At 51.6% G+C, this 13,823-nt stretch carries 15 protein-coding genes; 12 read left to right on the top strand and 3 right to left on the bottom strand.

Going from position 1 to position 13,823, the window contains the following annotated elements; all coding sequences use genetic code 11:
- Nucleotides 1–69: 69 nt before the first annotated feature.
- The 11 genes from ACYVHB_RS23195 (at nt 70) to ACYVHB_RS23145 (ending at nt 8,945) form a co-directional block, all read left to right on the top strand.
- A complete protein-coding gene (locus tag ACYVHB_RS23195) occupies nt 70–489 on the top strand; it encodes a hypothetical protein (RefSeq protein WP_461054186.1) in 420 nt (139 codons plus the stop codon).
- Nucleotides 471–926 (top strand): hypothetical protein, encoded by a 456-nt coding sequence (locus ACYVHB_RS23190; protein WP_461054185.1) that lies wholly within the window; start codon nt 471–473, stop codon nt 924–926. Before ACYVHB_RS23195 ends, ACYVHB_RS23190 begins: the two co-directional genes overlap by 19 nt.
- Nucleotides 926–1,960, top strand: a complete 1,035-nt coding sequence (locus tag ACYVHB_RS23185; RefSeq protein WP_461054184.1) for a hypothetical protein — start codon at nt 926–928, stop codon at nt 1,958–1,960. Before ACYVHB_RS23190 ends, ACYVHB_RS23185 begins: the two co-directional genes overlap by 1 nt.
- Nucleotides 1,953–3,416, top strand: a complete 1,464-nt coding sequence (locus ACYVHB_RS23180; protein ID WP_461054183.1) for a hypothetical protein — start codon at nt 1,953–1,955, stop codon at nt 3,414–3,416. The genes ACYVHB_RS23185 and ACYVHB_RS23180 overlap by 8 nt, the downstream gene beginning before the upstream one ends.
- The gene (locus tag ACYVHB_RS23175) at nt 3,416–4,387 is read left to right on the top strand and encodes a hypothetical protein (RefSeq protein ID WP_461054182.1); all 972 of its coding nucleotides are present in this window, start codon (nt 3,416–3,418) and stop codon (nt 4,385–4,387) included. Before ACYVHB_RS23180 ends, ACYVHB_RS23175 begins: the two co-directional genes overlap by 1 nt.
- Nucleotides 4,384–4,851, top strand: coding sequence for a hypothetical protein (locus ACYVHB_RS23170; RefSeq protein WP_461054181.1), 468 nt, complete (start codon nt 4,384–4,386; stop codon nt 4,849–4,851). The genes ACYVHB_RS23175 and ACYVHB_RS23170 overlap by 4 nt, the downstream gene beginning before the upstream one ends.
- Before the next feature lie 6 nt (nt 4,852–4,857).
- Nucleotides 4,858–5,340, top strand: coding sequence for a hypothetical protein (locus tag ACYVHB_RS23165; RefSeq protein WP_461054180.1), 483 nt, complete (start codon nt 4,858–4,860; stop codon nt 5,338–5,340).
- Nucleotides 5,337–5,897, top strand: a complete 561-nt coding sequence (locus ACYVHB_RS23160) for a hypothetical protein (RefSeq protein ID WP_461054179.1) — start codon at nt 5,337–5,339, stop codon at nt 5,895–5,897. The genes ACYVHB_RS23165 and ACYVHB_RS23160 overlap by 4 nt, the downstream gene beginning before the upstream one ends.
- On the top strand, nt 5,894–7,930 hold the full coding sequence (locus tag ACYVHB_RS23155; protein ID WP_461054178.1) for a hypothetical protein: 2,037 nt from the start codon (nt 5,894–5,896) through the stop codon (nt 7,928–7,930). The genes ACYVHB_RS23160 and ACYVHB_RS23155 overlap by 4 nt, the downstream gene beginning before the upstream one ends.
- Before the next feature lie 275 nt (nt 7,931–8,205).
- On the top strand, nt 8,206–8,580 hold the full coding sequence (locus ACYVHB_RS23150) for a hypothetical protein (RefSeq protein WP_461054177.1): 375 nt from the start codon (nt 8,206–8,208) through the stop codon (nt 8,578–8,580).
- 209 nt (nt 8,581–8,789) lie between these two features.
- Nucleotides 8,790–8,945, top strand: coding sequence for a YegP family protein (locus ACYVHB_RS23145; RefSeq protein WP_461054175.1), 156 nt, complete (start codon nt 8,790–8,792; stop codon nt 8,943–8,945).
- A gap of 565 nt (nt 8,946–9,510) precedes the next feature.
- Here the strand turns inward: ACYVHB_RS23145 and ACYVHB_RS23140 are convergent.
- Both ACYVHB_RS23140 and ACYVHB_RS23135 read right to left on the bottom strand, forming a co-directional pair.
- A complete protein-coding gene (locus ACYVHB_RS23140) occupies nt 9,511–9,843 on the bottom strand; it encodes a hypothetical protein (protein WP_461054174.1) in 333 nt (110 codons plus the stop codon).
- Between the two features lie 161 nt (nt 9,844–10,004).
- Nucleotides 10,005–10,292, bottom strand: coding sequence for a hypothetical protein (locus tag ACYVHB_RS23135; RefSeq protein WP_461054173.1), 288 nt, complete (start codon nt 10,290–10,292; stop codon nt 10,005–10,007).
- A gap of 149 nt (nt 10,293–10,441) precedes the next feature.
- On the opposite strand from ACYVHB_RS23135, the gene ACYVHB_RS23130 reads away from it, so the two are divergent.
- Nucleotides 10,442–13,471: a coiled-coil domain-containing protein gene (locus ACYVHB_RS23130; RefSeq protein ID WP_461054172.1), complete on the top strand. Its 3,030-nt coding sequence runs from the start codon at nt 10,442–10,444 to the stop codon at nt 13,469–13,471.
- On the opposite strand, the gene ACYVHB_RS23125 is transcribed toward ACYVHB_RS23130, so the two are convergent.
- Nucleotides 13,468–13,800, bottom strand: a complete 333-nt coding sequence (locus tag ACYVHB_RS23125; protein ID WP_461054171.1) for a hypothetical protein — start codon at nt 13,798–13,800, stop codon at nt 13,468–13,470. The two genes, ACYVHB_RS23130 and ACYVHB_RS23125, sit on opposite strands and share 4 nt — an antisense overlap.
- Nucleotides 13,801–13,823 lie beyond the last annotated feature (23 nt).

The raw sequence follows: 13,823 nt of genomic DNA, 5'->3' as shown, positions 1-13,823 counted from the left end.
GCATACCTAAAACAGTTACACAAGCTTTCGACGCCCCTCCCCAAATAGCATGGTCCGTAACTTGCCCCTATGCTGGACGCGTTGCAGACCCTTGCCGATACGGTCGGTCATACCTTCGGCTACGGGGGGGATGTAGACCTTGATAACATAGCCCAGAGTCACACCGAGGGCTATTTGCTTTTTCATGAAGGCTACTTTGAAGCCAATCTCAATCAGGATGGACAAGGCGCACTTGAATACCGCCACCTGCTGATTCTTGATGTATGTGCCCCTTCCTTAGTAAGCGACTCCCCTGATACAAAGCGCGAACACCTTTTGGCCCTTAAGGTCGAAATGGAGAAAGTCTATGCCCGGCTCACGAAGCTGGGTCAGATCAGCGGTGCCCGCGCTCAGATGGGCCTGAACCTAACGAGCCGCAACCTCGACGCTATCAAACTAACGCTCACGCTGCTAACCCCCGCTGTTTCGATATGCAAACACTGGCGATAGAATCGGCGCTGGAGCAAAAAGGCGATGAGTTCATCGAAGCCGTTGTCGTCTCCCAGCGAAAGAAAGGCCTGCGGGCATCGGGCCGCTCGGCCGCGTCGCTGCGCAAGACCGTTGCCCGGTCAGGCGCTGTCGTCACCCTTCAGCTACTGGGTAAGGCTTATTTCTACCAGCAGCAGAACGGCCGTCGTCCTTCGTCTAAAAAGCCCAGCCGGGCCATGGTCGAATCAATCCGGGAGTGGACCAAGATTCGCGGCATTACTATTCCGGCGTATGCCATTGCCATGAAGATCCATCGGCAGGGCATCACCGTCCCCAATAGCCACAACCCCGGTGGTGTACTCTCCGACGTGCTCAACACCAAGCGGGTAACAGGCATCCTTAAAACTGCCATCCGTCCAGTTCTGATCGAATCGGCCCGTTCAACCCTGTTCAGCTAATGCCCACGCAAAACCTCTTCGGCTCCTTCGTTCTGAAAGCACTCCGGCCTAACGGCACCGGGGTTGCGAGTGCCCGCATTCGGGTGTTCGATGCAGATAGCAATGAAGTGACGGCAACGCTTTTTGGCGGGGGGCAAATCGTTACCGACTCAAGCGGATTCTACACCAAGGTCATTGGCTTGTCCAGCCGGGTGCCCATTAACCAGGTGCCCATTAACCAGGTGTATAACATTCAGGTTACAGCACCAGGCTATTCGCTATGGCAGGCCTTCACCAATGCATCCTTTACCGGACCCGGAGAGTTCACGGCCAATCTGACCCAGCAACCTGCTCAGACTAATTACACCATTACCGAACCGCCCGCTGGTCCGCTTTCGTCCATGGTGCCGATTCTTTGTGAGGTCGAATCGCCCAACGACTTTGATTGGGAAATCATTGCGGCTACCGTTACGCATCCCGACAACAAGACATCGATCATTCAGGCACCGGTCGACAAGGCCACGGGCACGGCCCGGCTCGACATTCGCAACCGGGTGCAGCTTGGCGTTCGTCCACTACTGGTCGGCGGAACTGCGCTATCCTTACCCGATACGGACTTCTCGACCTCGGTGGAGGTAACCTTTCGTTCGATCAATCCCGAAGGCGAGACCGTCATCAATGGTTCGTTTACCCGGCTGGTTGCCCACACCCTGCCGCCTGGTGGCCAGACAGACCTTTCCGATTACGTCAGTGCTACCGACCGGTCCTGGATTGTTCCGGCCGACCCCGTTCTGGCTTTTATCGGCTGCTACCGGGACGTCATGCTGTGGCTCCCCATTACGGGCGAAGGAGCCAGCTACGTTTTGACGGCTACGTACTACAACGCCGAAGAAAGCCTCCTGACTACCGAGACCGCTGATCTTACCGAAAGCGATTATGTGCAACGCATCCGGCTCAATACTGACCCGGCGGCAACCTGCACCAAGGCCAGACTATCGGTCACGGCAGATGGCGCTATTCTTACTAAACCACTAACCATCCTCTACCGTGATTAAGTGGTTTAAGAACATACTCGACCGCACCCGTGGGGTCAAGAACGAAACGACCAGCCTGGCTAATACAGCCCTGCGAGTGGGGGCGTTGTTGGAAGATCTTGCCCGCTTCGGCATTGGCGCGTTTGACAACACCGCCGAGTACGAAGCGGGTCAGTATGCCATTCACAACGGCGTATTGTCTGAGGTGGTCGTGAACACCAACGCTGAAGAAACCCCCGATTCACACCCCACCAAGTGGTCTAAAAAGATCGTTGTTGATCCGGCGCAGATAACCGAGACTAATCATCTGCCGGTGGCGGCATCGGCGGTTGCCAAACGCTTAATTCAAATTTTGGGTAATGGTAATACAGGTGGTGTTACGCCGAACGCTGATGAGGTAACTAAAGGAAAGGTCCGGCAGTCAACCGCACTGGAGGCAAAGCAAGGACTCGTCAACGATGCCTACATAACGCCTAAGCAACTGGTCGATGCATTGACATTGTTTGGGGATACTTTTGTAGAACCTAAGCTTGATACGGTATACCGGCGGGGCTACGTACCACCTCAAACCGATTTACTGCCCAACGACCGAATCTTTGCCGGACGCCCGGAGGTAAATGGCAGTGGAGCACTCGTAATCGGAGAAGACGGCCTGCCCATCTACGGCGCGGTATCGCTACCGCCCACCGCGTTTAACCGCACACTTGACCAGATAGCCGCCCAGTCCGGCGCATTCAGCCACAACCTGACGGCCATTTCCGGGGCGCAGTACGTCTTTCTACGCGATCCGGGCGGTCAAGGCGGAATGGTGTTCGGGCGTCTCATAAACGGCGCATTCGTGACCGAAGGCCAGATCGGCATATTCACCGACGGGAGCCTTGGCATCTTCCACATATCAGGTTCAACCTTCCGGGTTGGCGATAACGTGTTTGCCTTCGCGGGCGGCAGTGTACTGGCCGAAGGTTATTTAAGAGCCAACACAATCGGAATCAAGTCACCCCGGCGGCTCACCTCAGCGCAGTACTTTCCGGCATTTGAATTTGACCCCGTTACCCAGGCCAAAGAGGTTTGTGAAATCAGCATGCCTGGCCTTGCCGCTCAGGTTCAGGCCAATTTGGATTACGACGCCTTACGTGAAAGCCTGCAACTCAGCTACGAACAACCCGTTAGCTTAGATGGAATCCTGCTGACCTGCACCGATTTTGGTGGCTGCTACGAAGTGATAACAACGGCGCCCGGCACGGCGACTCCCACGGTTTATAAAGCCAAAATTACCCCCAGTATGATTGGCGTCCCTCAAACGCACGGACTCAACGCCCCTATCGAAGACCTACTTGTTACGTTTCAAGACAAAAATGGCAATCCTGATACAGTTCTGTACTTAAACTTTCCTGACAACAATACCTACCAGATTGACTTTCCTGAAGGTGTTGGTCCGGGGTACGAGTCAGGGAAATTAAAAATTGAATTATTCTGATGAAAACAACCAAGTGGACTCATCAGCAAATCGAATACCTGCATGAATTTGCTGAGAGCAAAAGCGTGGCATCGCTGGCCGAACGCCTGAACCGAACCAGTGAAGATGTTCGTAGCATAATGATTCAACTGGGTATCCAGCATACTGAACTGAGTGGCCAAAACGGAGATAAAAACAAAAAATACACGCTCTGGACTGATACTGAGATTAACTATTTGCGACAGCACTATAGCACTCGTACCAGAACTGAAATGGCAAAAAGCTTAAACCGAACTATAGTCAGTGTTTCTAACAAAGCGAGAGAAATTGGAATTGGTCCTGCCTATAGAGATTATTTAGGAACAGGGTCTTGGTCGGAACAGCAAGATCAGTATCTGATCGAAAACTGGCTTTGCCAAACCGAAGCACAACTGTCCCGCGAATTAAGAAAAACATTCCACGCTATTAGCCACCGGGCGGTAATCAAAGGCTTACCTGAAAGAGAAAAATGTAAAATACGAACGTGGACGGCAGAAGAAAATGAATACCTGCTTAACAACTGGCCTGCCCAAACGAAAAAGCAAATTGCTCAAGCTTTGAATCGATCAGTGTGTAGTGTGATTACAAGAATTCAAGAACAGAACTGGACGGCTAAAAACTTAGTGTCTGGTGAATTTAAACGTGGAAAATGGACGCCGGAGGAAGACCAGTATCTGCGTGATAACTACGCTACTCGTAGTTTCGCTGGGATAGGTAGCCAGCTAAACAGAAAACGAAGAAGTGTAGACGACAGGGTAGCGCAGTTGAAACTAAAAAGAACCGACGAACAAAAAAGGCAACTTCTTCTATCCCCTGATTCATTAACTGACATTTCGGTAGCCGGTTACATAACAACAAATTCTGACCAGCGCAGAAACCTGCTAAACTACCCAAGCATCATAAATCTGCAACGCGCGAGAATATTGTTAACCCAAAAAATTAAGCAACTATGAGTAATCGTTCCGTTTTCGACCGCCTTCGTGAAAAGCTACAATCAATGAACCGGAAGACCTACATGTACAAAGGCTTCCTGGTCAAGATAATAGACTTTTCGTTTGACGATGAAATGTGTAGGCTTGAAACGACACGGCAAATTATTCAGCGTCCCCAAAAGGAAGTGCTGGCCGAACTGGATGAGTTTCTGGAAAGCGAAGAAGAGATGTCTGAGGAAGAAGAGGAAAAGGGAATGACGTCGCCTAAAGAAATGGCCGTACTGGTCCCTCAGCTTAAGTCGTTTGAAATAGCCGATACGATGATGCAGGGTTTGCTACGGGCTTTCGATGAAGTTGAACATAACCCCGGCTTTAAAGAACAGGCAAGAACGATGACTGAGATTGCGGGCAAGGTTGTTGATTACGCTAAGGTGCAAGTTGATGCTTATAAGGTAGCCACTGAGATTATGCGAAAAAACAACTAACCCGCTATGCCAGCCACCAACAGTACGACGTTCGACCTCAGCTTTGATCACACCTTCCGCCCCCTGCAAAGCAACCCCGGCCCACCGCCCCAGCAAGCAGGCTGTCGTCACGAAGGTGTGTATCTAACGTGGCTAACGCTTCAGGGCGGTTGGATGTACTGGTTGTTTGAAGGATCTGTTCAGCGGGGCCTGAACCCGACCAGCCGGGGCAAAGCCATGCAGGGGGGCGTCAACCGCTCGACCCAGAAAGAGACCGCGCCAACAATGGTTCTGCATACGGCTAACCTCACCGAAGACGAAGCCGACGCCGTTGGCACCATTCGGGAAAGCATCAGCATACATCTGCTGATTCACCATGATGACGGAACCGTGTTCGACGTCCCCGTTGAGGTTCCTGACGGAGACGCTCAGTTATGGGACACGCAGACGTACACCGGCAATTTTCTAATCAGTATAACCCTACCGTCCCGGCGGTCGCAGCGACTATGACAACCTACGAATTCACGCCCGAAATGATTGTCTTCTGGATTCTGGCTTTGTTGGGTGTTGGCTTCTTGCTGGGCCGCATCGTTGAAGGTGGGTGGTTAACAAAGCACAAAGCTGGCAAAGAACTTATACCACCCATGCGAAACCCGCCAACTCCACCGGTTAGAAATAAGCTACCACCACCTGCGCCAGTACCAAGAGATAACGACGGCCATATCATTTGGCCTGAACCCTACCTTGGTCATCATTCTACGGAACAAAAGCAACCCGCACAAAAACGGGTCGATTACCTCAAAGCTCAGGCGTCAGCACTTCGGGCGGAGTACCAGTACTTAACTCGGCAAGAGCGGGAAAATGTCGATATAGGTGAGTTCCTGCGTCAGCGTATCAAGCATCTTGCTAACGAACTGTCAATGCACCGGGGCAAGTCCGACCGGTCCCGACCTGATACGAACCGGTTTGTACCTCTCCCCCCGGCATCACCAACAGGACGAACAATTAAGGAAGGCAGTCAAACGCCCCCACCGCCACCTTCAAAGCCTCGTAACGAACAGAAATGATCGACGGACTGTATCTTTTCGGGCAGTGGGTAGCGGAGGTTAGCGTGATCTGCAATAAGCAGGCCAACGATTTGAGCAGCCCCGCTACGCTCAACCTCAACTACACCAACCTGTTCACGTTGCCCGACACGACGCTGATCCGCTCACTCCTGCAGAACGCTGAACAGGTTGATTCGGGCGGGCGTGACCCGTACCGGCGCATTCCGGCCACGCTGATCGAAGAAGGCGAAGTGATTTTTTCGGGGAGCGTTTCGCTCGAAACGTTTCAGGCTGGCTGGAAAGTCAGCTTTGCCGGTAGTGGGCGTTCTCTCATCGACCAACTGGCCGCGCTCAAACTATCCGACCTCGACCTGAGCCAGTACGATCATCCGTGGACACTTGATAGTGTAGCGCTGTTTGTGGGTAATACCGACGGTATACTTTACCCCCTGATTGACAACGGTTCTATTGACGGGGGCGTCTTTGCGCAGGATACCATTTCTCCCGCCATCTACGCCAGTTCCCTGATTCGTCAGATGCTTAAACAATTCGGTTACCGGCCGGTTGGTGCCTGGCTAACGGATGCGCTGCTTAAGCGAATCTTTCTGCCCTTCACTGGTGACCGACCCAGGGGGCACGATCAGGATTGGGTCACTGACCGGCAGGCCCGCGTTGCGGTGCCCAACAACTTAGACCCCATCGTTTTAAAAGACAAATCACCCATCAACATCCTGCTGCCATTTACGGTCGACAACCAGCCGCTTGATGGGTTTGTCGATGGCCGGATCAACAACTACAAAGCAGACCGGGCCGTGTACGTCTGTGACACAGCCATACGCTTAAAGGTGCAATCCAGCGTAAACTTTATTTACATCGTCCGAATCGGCGCAGCTAACGTCAGGCTCATCGTGGAAAAGAATGGGCAGAACGTTGGCGAAGCCTACCACACGAAGGGCGGCTATGCTGACAAGTTGGATTTTGGCGAAACGCTCACTGTCGACGTAACCATTGACTGCCGACCGGGTGACGAAATCCGCATCCGGCTAACGGGTGGCAGCCGGACCAAGATTAGCGACTACGCCTATTACTTCTCCCGTACACTCGGTGATCTGTGGGTCAGCTTTGAGCCTGATGCATCGGTATATCAAGGCGACGCATGGCCAGTGGCGACCAACTTGCCCGATATGACCTGCGCCGATCTGTTAAAGACCGTGGCGCTGATGTGTTCGGCCACGCTCGACATTGACGAAACCCGCAAAACCGTTGAACTAAAAACGCTTGACGGCATCATTGCTGACGAAGCCAATGCAACCGATCTAAGCCACGCCGTTGAAGAGAACACCGAGCCGGAATTTGCAGCCGCTATCAGTCCCTACGGGCAGAAAAACGCGCTCAAATGGCGAACCCAAGAAGACAAGACCCTGATTGGTTACGGGGATGGAGTGATCGGCTGTGATGCCCAGAACCTGCCTCCCGAAACCACCCTGTTCGAGCTACCCTTCGCGGCCGTCATTGACTCAACCGTCAACGTGCCGGGCTACGGGCTGCCGGTGCTGGTTCAGACGCGCACGGTGACCGGGTCGGGTGCTAACATTCAGGTCAGCTACAAGGCCAGCCCGCCGGTTTTGCTGCTGGCTGAGCCCTCGGTTCCAGTTAAAGTGATCGTCAACAAGGTTACGCCGGAACTCACGACCGTGCCTACTGCCATTGAGCTGACGCCGTGCTGGTGGCACAAGCGGGCGGACTTAATCGCACTACCCGACAATAGCTTTTCGCTGGCCTTCGACCCGCCACCGGGTAGTGATAGTCGGGAGCAGACGCTTATACAGCGCTATTTTAGTGGAATCAAACGAGTGCTACGTCGGCCTCGCCAATTAACCGTTTCGGTTTACCTGCGACCCGCAGAATTCGCAGCGCTTAACCTATACGCGCCGGTTCGCCTTCGGGGAGTTCGAGCCGGGAGTTTGGACATCAACGACAATTATTTTTACCTCAACAAGGTCAGCAACTACCGGGCGGCAGTGCCGTGTAGCTTGGTGTTGATTGCGTACTGAGAGGGTGGACGGTGTGCCTGGCGTTTCTCTTTTTGTGTCCACGTAGTGACTTCAATATTAGGAGGTTAACAATGGGGATGCTACTGCCTATTTTGCTCGACTGTAGTATATATACTAATGAACGGGCGCGGGCGGGTGCGCGGAATAACTACATATTCTGCAAGACGGTAAAACCATTCAATATGTTTTTAGGCAAAGTATTGTGTAAATATTAGGAAATTTGGTTGCAAAGGCCGGAATCTTATCTATATTTGCTATTACAGACCAACAGCGAAATGCACATTAACTATTTCAACGCAGCGCAGATTAGTAACCTCAAAGCTACCGTGCATAACACGGGACGGATGGGGTTTAGTCGCAATGCGGAGAAGCAGTTGAATTTGCAGAACGTGAAGTCATTCCGAATTGGCAGCGCCGACAACTACCAAGAGAGTAAGATCCTTTTGCTGGTGCCGGTGCAGTCGAAAGAGCCGGAGTACTTTACGGTCGCCAAGTCCGGTCCGTACTATTACCTCAATGCTAAAAGCCTGATGGACGTGTTGAACGAAGACTATCAAACCGAAAAGATAGTCTATGACATTTTGGTGGACAGCGCTGAGGGAAAACCGATCTTCAAACTAAAACGAAGAACTGTCGAGCGAAAGAGATAAAATAAAGCGGGTGCCAGGAGGTTTGCAGACCAGTCCAGCACCCGTTTCAGTGAAAATTGATTTCCTTGCCCGGCGATCAATTGCAAAACGATGGCTTGATTAGCTCATCATGGCCCCGCTTTGTCCGTACAAAACTACCCTATTTGATGTAAATGTCAATAGCTGGACTGCGTTTTTAGTGTTTTTTAACGGCTAAAACAAATACAGCCATGCAAGACAAATTTGAGTTTTATAAGGATGCGCAGGGACAGTGGCGCTGGAGACGTGTTGCCCCCAACGGGCGTATTGTTGGCGCGTCTTCCCAAGGTTACAGTAATTACTCGGACTGCGTCGATAATGCAAGACGAAACGGCTACAGAGGTTAGTAAAGCCCAATTGTTCGGCTTTGCAACTGATGTAATTTAGTGCGTATTAAACAAAGACTGTCTTCGTCAATGGAGATGGTCTTTGTCATTAAATGGGTAAGTTCATGCAAAACGCCTTCATCTCCCAATACATCATCAATGTGAACGGTCTGAGACCGGAGCGCTAAGTAGCTTAGGAACGATGTAGTATGCAGGATTTCGGGCAGATTGGTCAAAAACTCGTAGTGATTTAACGACCGGTAGTCAGGCATAACATCAACTTCCTGTATCTCGCTGGCTATGACTTCATCCAACTTTCGCTGTTCAATTAGCCGTACTGCTTCGTCAATGCTATCGCACAGCACGTATGATGCGTATTGGCTACTTGAAACAACGTACGTCGTTAAAATTCCCTTTGCCCTCTTCATAGCTACAAAACTAAGGTAAGTTCGGAAACTACCCATATTGTTGTTTTGTTGCAAAAATCGCACCAGTCCAAACCAAAACAGCCCCGTTCAGTGATAAACGGGGCTGTTTTGGTTTAATTATGACTGATACCATCCGCTGGTAGTGGTCAGTCGATAATCTAAAAATCAGAACGGTCTTCCGGTACGGGCTCAAAGCCGAGTCCTTTTAATGTTTGAGCGGTCCACGTCCCCTCTGGGTCGGAATACTGTTCGATATAATTTTTGGCCACTTCTATGTGCTTAGTAATGGTTTTTTCTAAGGCGCTGTGATCAACTTGTTCTTCGAGAAATCTAAAGATATTGTCACCATCTTTTTTGTCAATTAAACTTGACGTCAAGGTGTACTCTTCGGAATCTGGGTGAAGAATTCGCTTTTCCTCGTCTACTTCAATTTCAAGGTAGAGATCGTACTGGTCATTGCACACTTCTGTTCGGTGATATTTGGTCTTCATGGTTTACTGAATTATGTTCGATTAGGAAACGAAATATAAGTTTCGGAGTTCACTAACCTCTATAGGCGGGTTGAATCGTTTATTTCAATCTGAGTAGTGTCCCGGACAAATAAGCCAGCCTAAAAACAGTTGCTACGACATGTTCGACGCGACGATAAGTACTATTCTTTGACCTCCGCTTTCCATATGTGATGGTAAAAAACGAAGTGCAGGACAGCCGTATCAATTGACTTGAAGAACTGATTGTGCATCCGGTGTTCGCAGTACCAGTCGAAGAAGCCGTCATCATCTGAGTCGGGCATGATCTGGTAAAACGTGCCGTGCTCAACCCGGCTGTCTTCGCTACCCCACTTTCTACCGGAGCCCGTAGCTATCACGTATTTGTGGCCTGTAATCAAGCCTAAGTACATCAGCACCTGCCGTTCGTCCGTGAGCTCTTCAAAAGACATAAACGGGTTTACCTTGTCAAGTAGTTGGGTTGCTTCCATAGCACCAATTTAAGTAAAATAAACGCATACTAAAAACCATTACGGTAATTCCGTGCAGACCCAGTGGTCGGAACTTTACCCACATGGGAGAACAGGATGACGTTATACTTTTGACCGCAAAAATTGACGAGGAAGCGGTCACCACCAAGATCGTTGCGCTCCGGAAAGAAGTCATCGGATTAAAAAACGATAAGGACGCCCTGCGCAAAGCCAACAAGGAAGGGGCCATCGGAGCCGATGAATTCGCCAAGGGTATAACCAAAGCCAACCTGGCTATCAACGCAGCCAACAAAAGCATTCGGGAAAACGAACGGACGCTTGAGAACTCGACTAAAGCCCAGCAGGCGGCAGCCGGTTCGATCACTCAGATGCGGGCTAACGTCTCCCTGTTGACGGCCGACTACGTTGCCCTGTCCAAAGAAGAACGCAAGAACGCCGAAGTGGGCGGAGTGCTCAAGGATAAGATCAAAGAACTCAACGATGAGTTGAAGGCAGAGGAAGGAGCCTACGGTGATAACCGGCGGGCAATCGGCGGCTACAGCGAAGCCATTGAAAAAGCTATCTCGGGTAACACGACCTTCGTTAGTACGCTGCGCAATTCTGCTACCAGTCTAAGAGAAGCTAAAGACAATACCAGCCAGTATATAAAAGGGCTTCGGGCTACTACCGAAGGGATGGGTGGTGTTCAGAAAGCATCGGTAGCGATGGGGCTCGGACTCAAAGCCATCGGTATTGGTCTATTGCTGACAGCCATAACGGGTCTGATTGCGTTCCTCTCCAAGATGGACGCTGGCATGGATAAAGTGGAGCAGGCTACGGCAGCACTGAGCGCCGGGTTTGAAGCCTTCATTCAAACCGTTGCTCCGATTGGTGAATTACTGGTCGATACATTCACCCACCCCCTTGACTCGATTGCCAAGCTGGGCAACGCCCTGCTTCACCCCATCGACTCATTCAACGCCGTTCGGGCCGCATCTAAAAAGATGTCCGACGACATTGCCAAGAACGTTGGCCGGGCTGCTAATGCTGCTGTTGAGTATACCAAAACTCAGCAGGATCTGGAAGACGCTCAGGACGGCTTAATTCTTCAGCAGGCTCAGGTTAATGCCGCCGTCGGTAAAGCGTTGATTGCGGCTAAGGATGGTTCAAAAACCCAAAAAGAACGCATCCGGCTGCTTGACGTGGCCGAAGCGGGTGAGCGCAAATTAGCCAAGGCTGTTCTGAAGATTCGGGAAGATGATCTCAAATCATTGATAAAATTCCAGGCATCTAAAACGCAGCTTGAAGATGCCGACCGGAAGAAACTACTGGAGGTCAAAGCCGCTGCCGTCAATGCTGGTGCCGAAGCCGAAGAGACTGAGCAGAAAATTCAGAACCGGCGGGCTGCTCTGATCGAACAGGAAGCGTCGGCCCGCAAAGCCGCTGCCGACAAACGAAAGGAAGCCGTTAAGAAAGCCGCTGATGAGTTTGTAGCTGAAGCCGAGCGCGAATTAATACTGGCTACCCAGCGGGGTGAGAATACGCTGGCCATTGAAGAAAAGATCATCCGTCGGCGGCTTGCTGCGGATGCGTTAGGTCTTGGTAAACTCTCCAAACAGCGGCTACTACTGACCGCTAAGGCTAATGCCGATATTGCCGAGCTGAACACTAAAAATGCGATTGAGCAGGCTAATAAACTCTACGACGCATCCCAAACCCAGCTAAGCGCCCGGCTTATTCTGGCCCGCAAGGGGAGTCAGGCTGAGTACGATATTCAGAAGCAGCAGTTAGAGGATAAGCGCGTACTGGACCGGAGTACGATTAACGCCACTATTGAGGACGCCAAGCTTCGCCGGGATAAACTTCGGGAAGTCGACGCCAATGCTGACGTTGCCGCTGAGCAGTTGGAGGATGCCTTTAATAAAGGAGTGCTCGACCGCAAAGCCGACCTCGACCAGCGCCGGTTGCAGACCGAAATTGACCTTGGTGCTAAAACGTTTGCGGTTCAGATTGATAACCAGCGTAAGCAAATCGATCTGGAAGAAAGTAACGCCCTGGCCCTATTGGACCTTGAAGAAGAGACGGCCAAAAAACGGGCGCTTTTGGACGACAAGCTACGGGAAGAACTACTCGTCCGGCGCAATCAAGCGCAGGCTAAAGCATTGGCCGCACGGGCTGAACTGGCCCAACAGGAAGCCGAACGCGAACGGCTCGATGCTATTGCTATTGCCGAAGCCCGGCTCATGGCTACCCAGAAGGGAAGCGTTCGGGAACTACAGGCCCGTAAAGAACTGCTCAAAAAACAGTTCGATCAGGAAATCGCCAACGCCAAGCTGACGGCAGCCGAGAAAGAGAAAATCGACGCCAAGTACCGATCTGATCGAAAGGAATTGGACGAAGACTTCCTCAAACAGTTGGCGTCGGATATTATCGGTGTCGCATCCCAGGCGACCGACGGAATCACAACGGCGCTGGAAGCCCAAAGTAAAGCGGCCCTGAATGCGCTCACCGTTCAGCAGGAAGCCGCCGTTCGGTCAGCGGGTACGAACGCTGATTTGCGCGGCCGGATCGAAGAGCAGTACCAGAAGAAGCGGGAAGCCATCGAAAAGCAGGCAGCCCGCAAGCGCCAGCGGATCGCCAGTATTGAAAATTTGATCCAAACCGCCCAGGCCGGAACCGCTGCGCTGGAACTGTTCGCCAAGAATCCGATCCTTGGGGCGCTGAGCGAACTACTGATTTTAGGGAAAGCAGCCGCTAACCAGAAGTTGATCGATTCTCAGCAGTTCGCTAAGGGTACGGTCCTGCGCGGCCCCTCCCATGCCAAAGGAGGTATTCAACTGTTCAACAAATCGGGCTATCACTACGGTGAAGCCGAAGGAAACGAAATCATCCTGACCAAAGGGGTGTACGAAAACCCGTTGCTCAGGGCCCAGGCATCAGCGCTCAACGTGGCGGGTGGTGGCCGGGCGTTCGCTAACATTGCCGGAACGAGTGTGCCGGTGATGAGCGAATTCAGCTACGGTGGGGTGCCGCAGGCGCAGGAAAGTAATTTAATGGAGGTAGTCCAAGCCATTAAGGACCTCAACATCTTTGTCAACGTTACTGAAATTGACAACGTGAAAGCCGACATGGTGAAGGCAAAGGCAACGGGTGCTTATTAATTCTTCTTGGGCGTGTTTAACGCATCTTTGATAGCCTTACGAACGAAGGTGGAAACCTTAATGCCATTGGCCTTACAGTGGTCATTGAGTTGTTGGCGAAGTTCGGGTCTGGTTTCAACAATCAGCCGGGGGTCACTCACCGTTCGTTTCTCCATCGGCTTAGCGGCTAAATATTCGGTTCGGGCCCGGCTAATCTCAGCCCGTTCCATCTCGGTGGTTTTGGCACGGTACTGACGCACGTTGCCGAAGACTGACCGGACCATACTTGTGATGCTCTCGCCGTGCTTAATCCGCACTAAAGCCGCCCCGGGTAGCTCATTCTCAGGCATACAACAAAGTTTTATACGCATAG

Source organism: Spirosoma arcticum (genome assembly GCF_054779955.1).
Note: the sequence above shows the minus strand (reverse complement) of the source record. Positions and strands in the feature narration are given on the sequence as shown.

Bases quoted from the DNA above. Each gene is read 5' to 3' on its own strand.
- ACYVHB_RS23170 (WP_461054181.1), top strand. From the start codon at position 4,384: ATGAGTAATCGTTCCGTTTTCGACCGCCTTCGTGAAAAGCTACAATCA.
- ACYVHB_RS23150 (WP_461054177.1), top strand. From the start codon at position 8,206: ATGCACATTAACTATTTCAACGCAGCGCAGATTAGTAACCTCAAAGCT.
- ACYVHB_RS23135 (WP_461054173.1), bottom strand. From the start codon at position 10,292: ATGTCTTTTGAAGAGCTCACGGACGAACGGCAGGTGCTGATGTACTTA.
- ACYVHB_RS23185 (WP_461054184.1), top strand. From the start codon at position 926: ATGCCCACGCAAAACCTCTTCGGCTCCTTCGTTCTGAAAGCACTCCGG.
- ACYVHB_RS23145 (WP_461054175.1), top strand. From the start codon at position 8,790: ATGCAAGACAAATTTGAGTTTTATAAGGATGCGCAGGGACAGTGGCGC.
- ACYVHB_RS23175 (WP_461054182.1), top strand. From the start codon at position 3,416: ATGAAAACAACCAAGTGGACTCATCAGCAAATCGAATACCTGCATGAA.
- ACYVHB_RS23165 (WP_461054180.1), top strand. From the start codon at position 4,858: ATGCCAGCCACCAACAGTACGACGTTCGACCTCAGCTTTGATCACACC.
- ACYVHB_RS23155 (WP_461054178.1), top strand. From the start codon at position 5,894: ATGATCGACGGACTGTATCTTTTCGGGCAGTGGGTAGCGGAGGTTAGC.
- ACYVHB_RS23190 (WP_461054185.1), top strand. From the start codon at position 471: ATGCAAACACTGGCGATAGAATCGGCGCTGGAGCAAAAAGGCGATGAG.
- ACYVHB_RS23160 (WP_461054179.1), top strand. From the start codon at position 5,337: ATGACAACCTACGAATTCACGCCCGAAATGATTGTCTTCTGGATTCTG.
- ACYVHB_RS23195 (WP_461054186.1), top strand. From the start codon at position 70: ATGCTGGACGCGTTGCAGACCCTTGCCGATACGGTCGGTCATACCTTC.
- ACYVHB_RS23140 (WP_461054174.1), bottom strand. From the start codon at position 9,843: ATGAAGACCAAATATCACCGAACAGAAGTGTGCAATGACCAGTACGAT.
- ACYVHB_RS23125 (WP_461054171.1), bottom strand. From the start codon at position 13,800: ATGCCTGAGAATGAGCTACCCGGGGCGGCTTTAGTGCGGATTAAGCAC.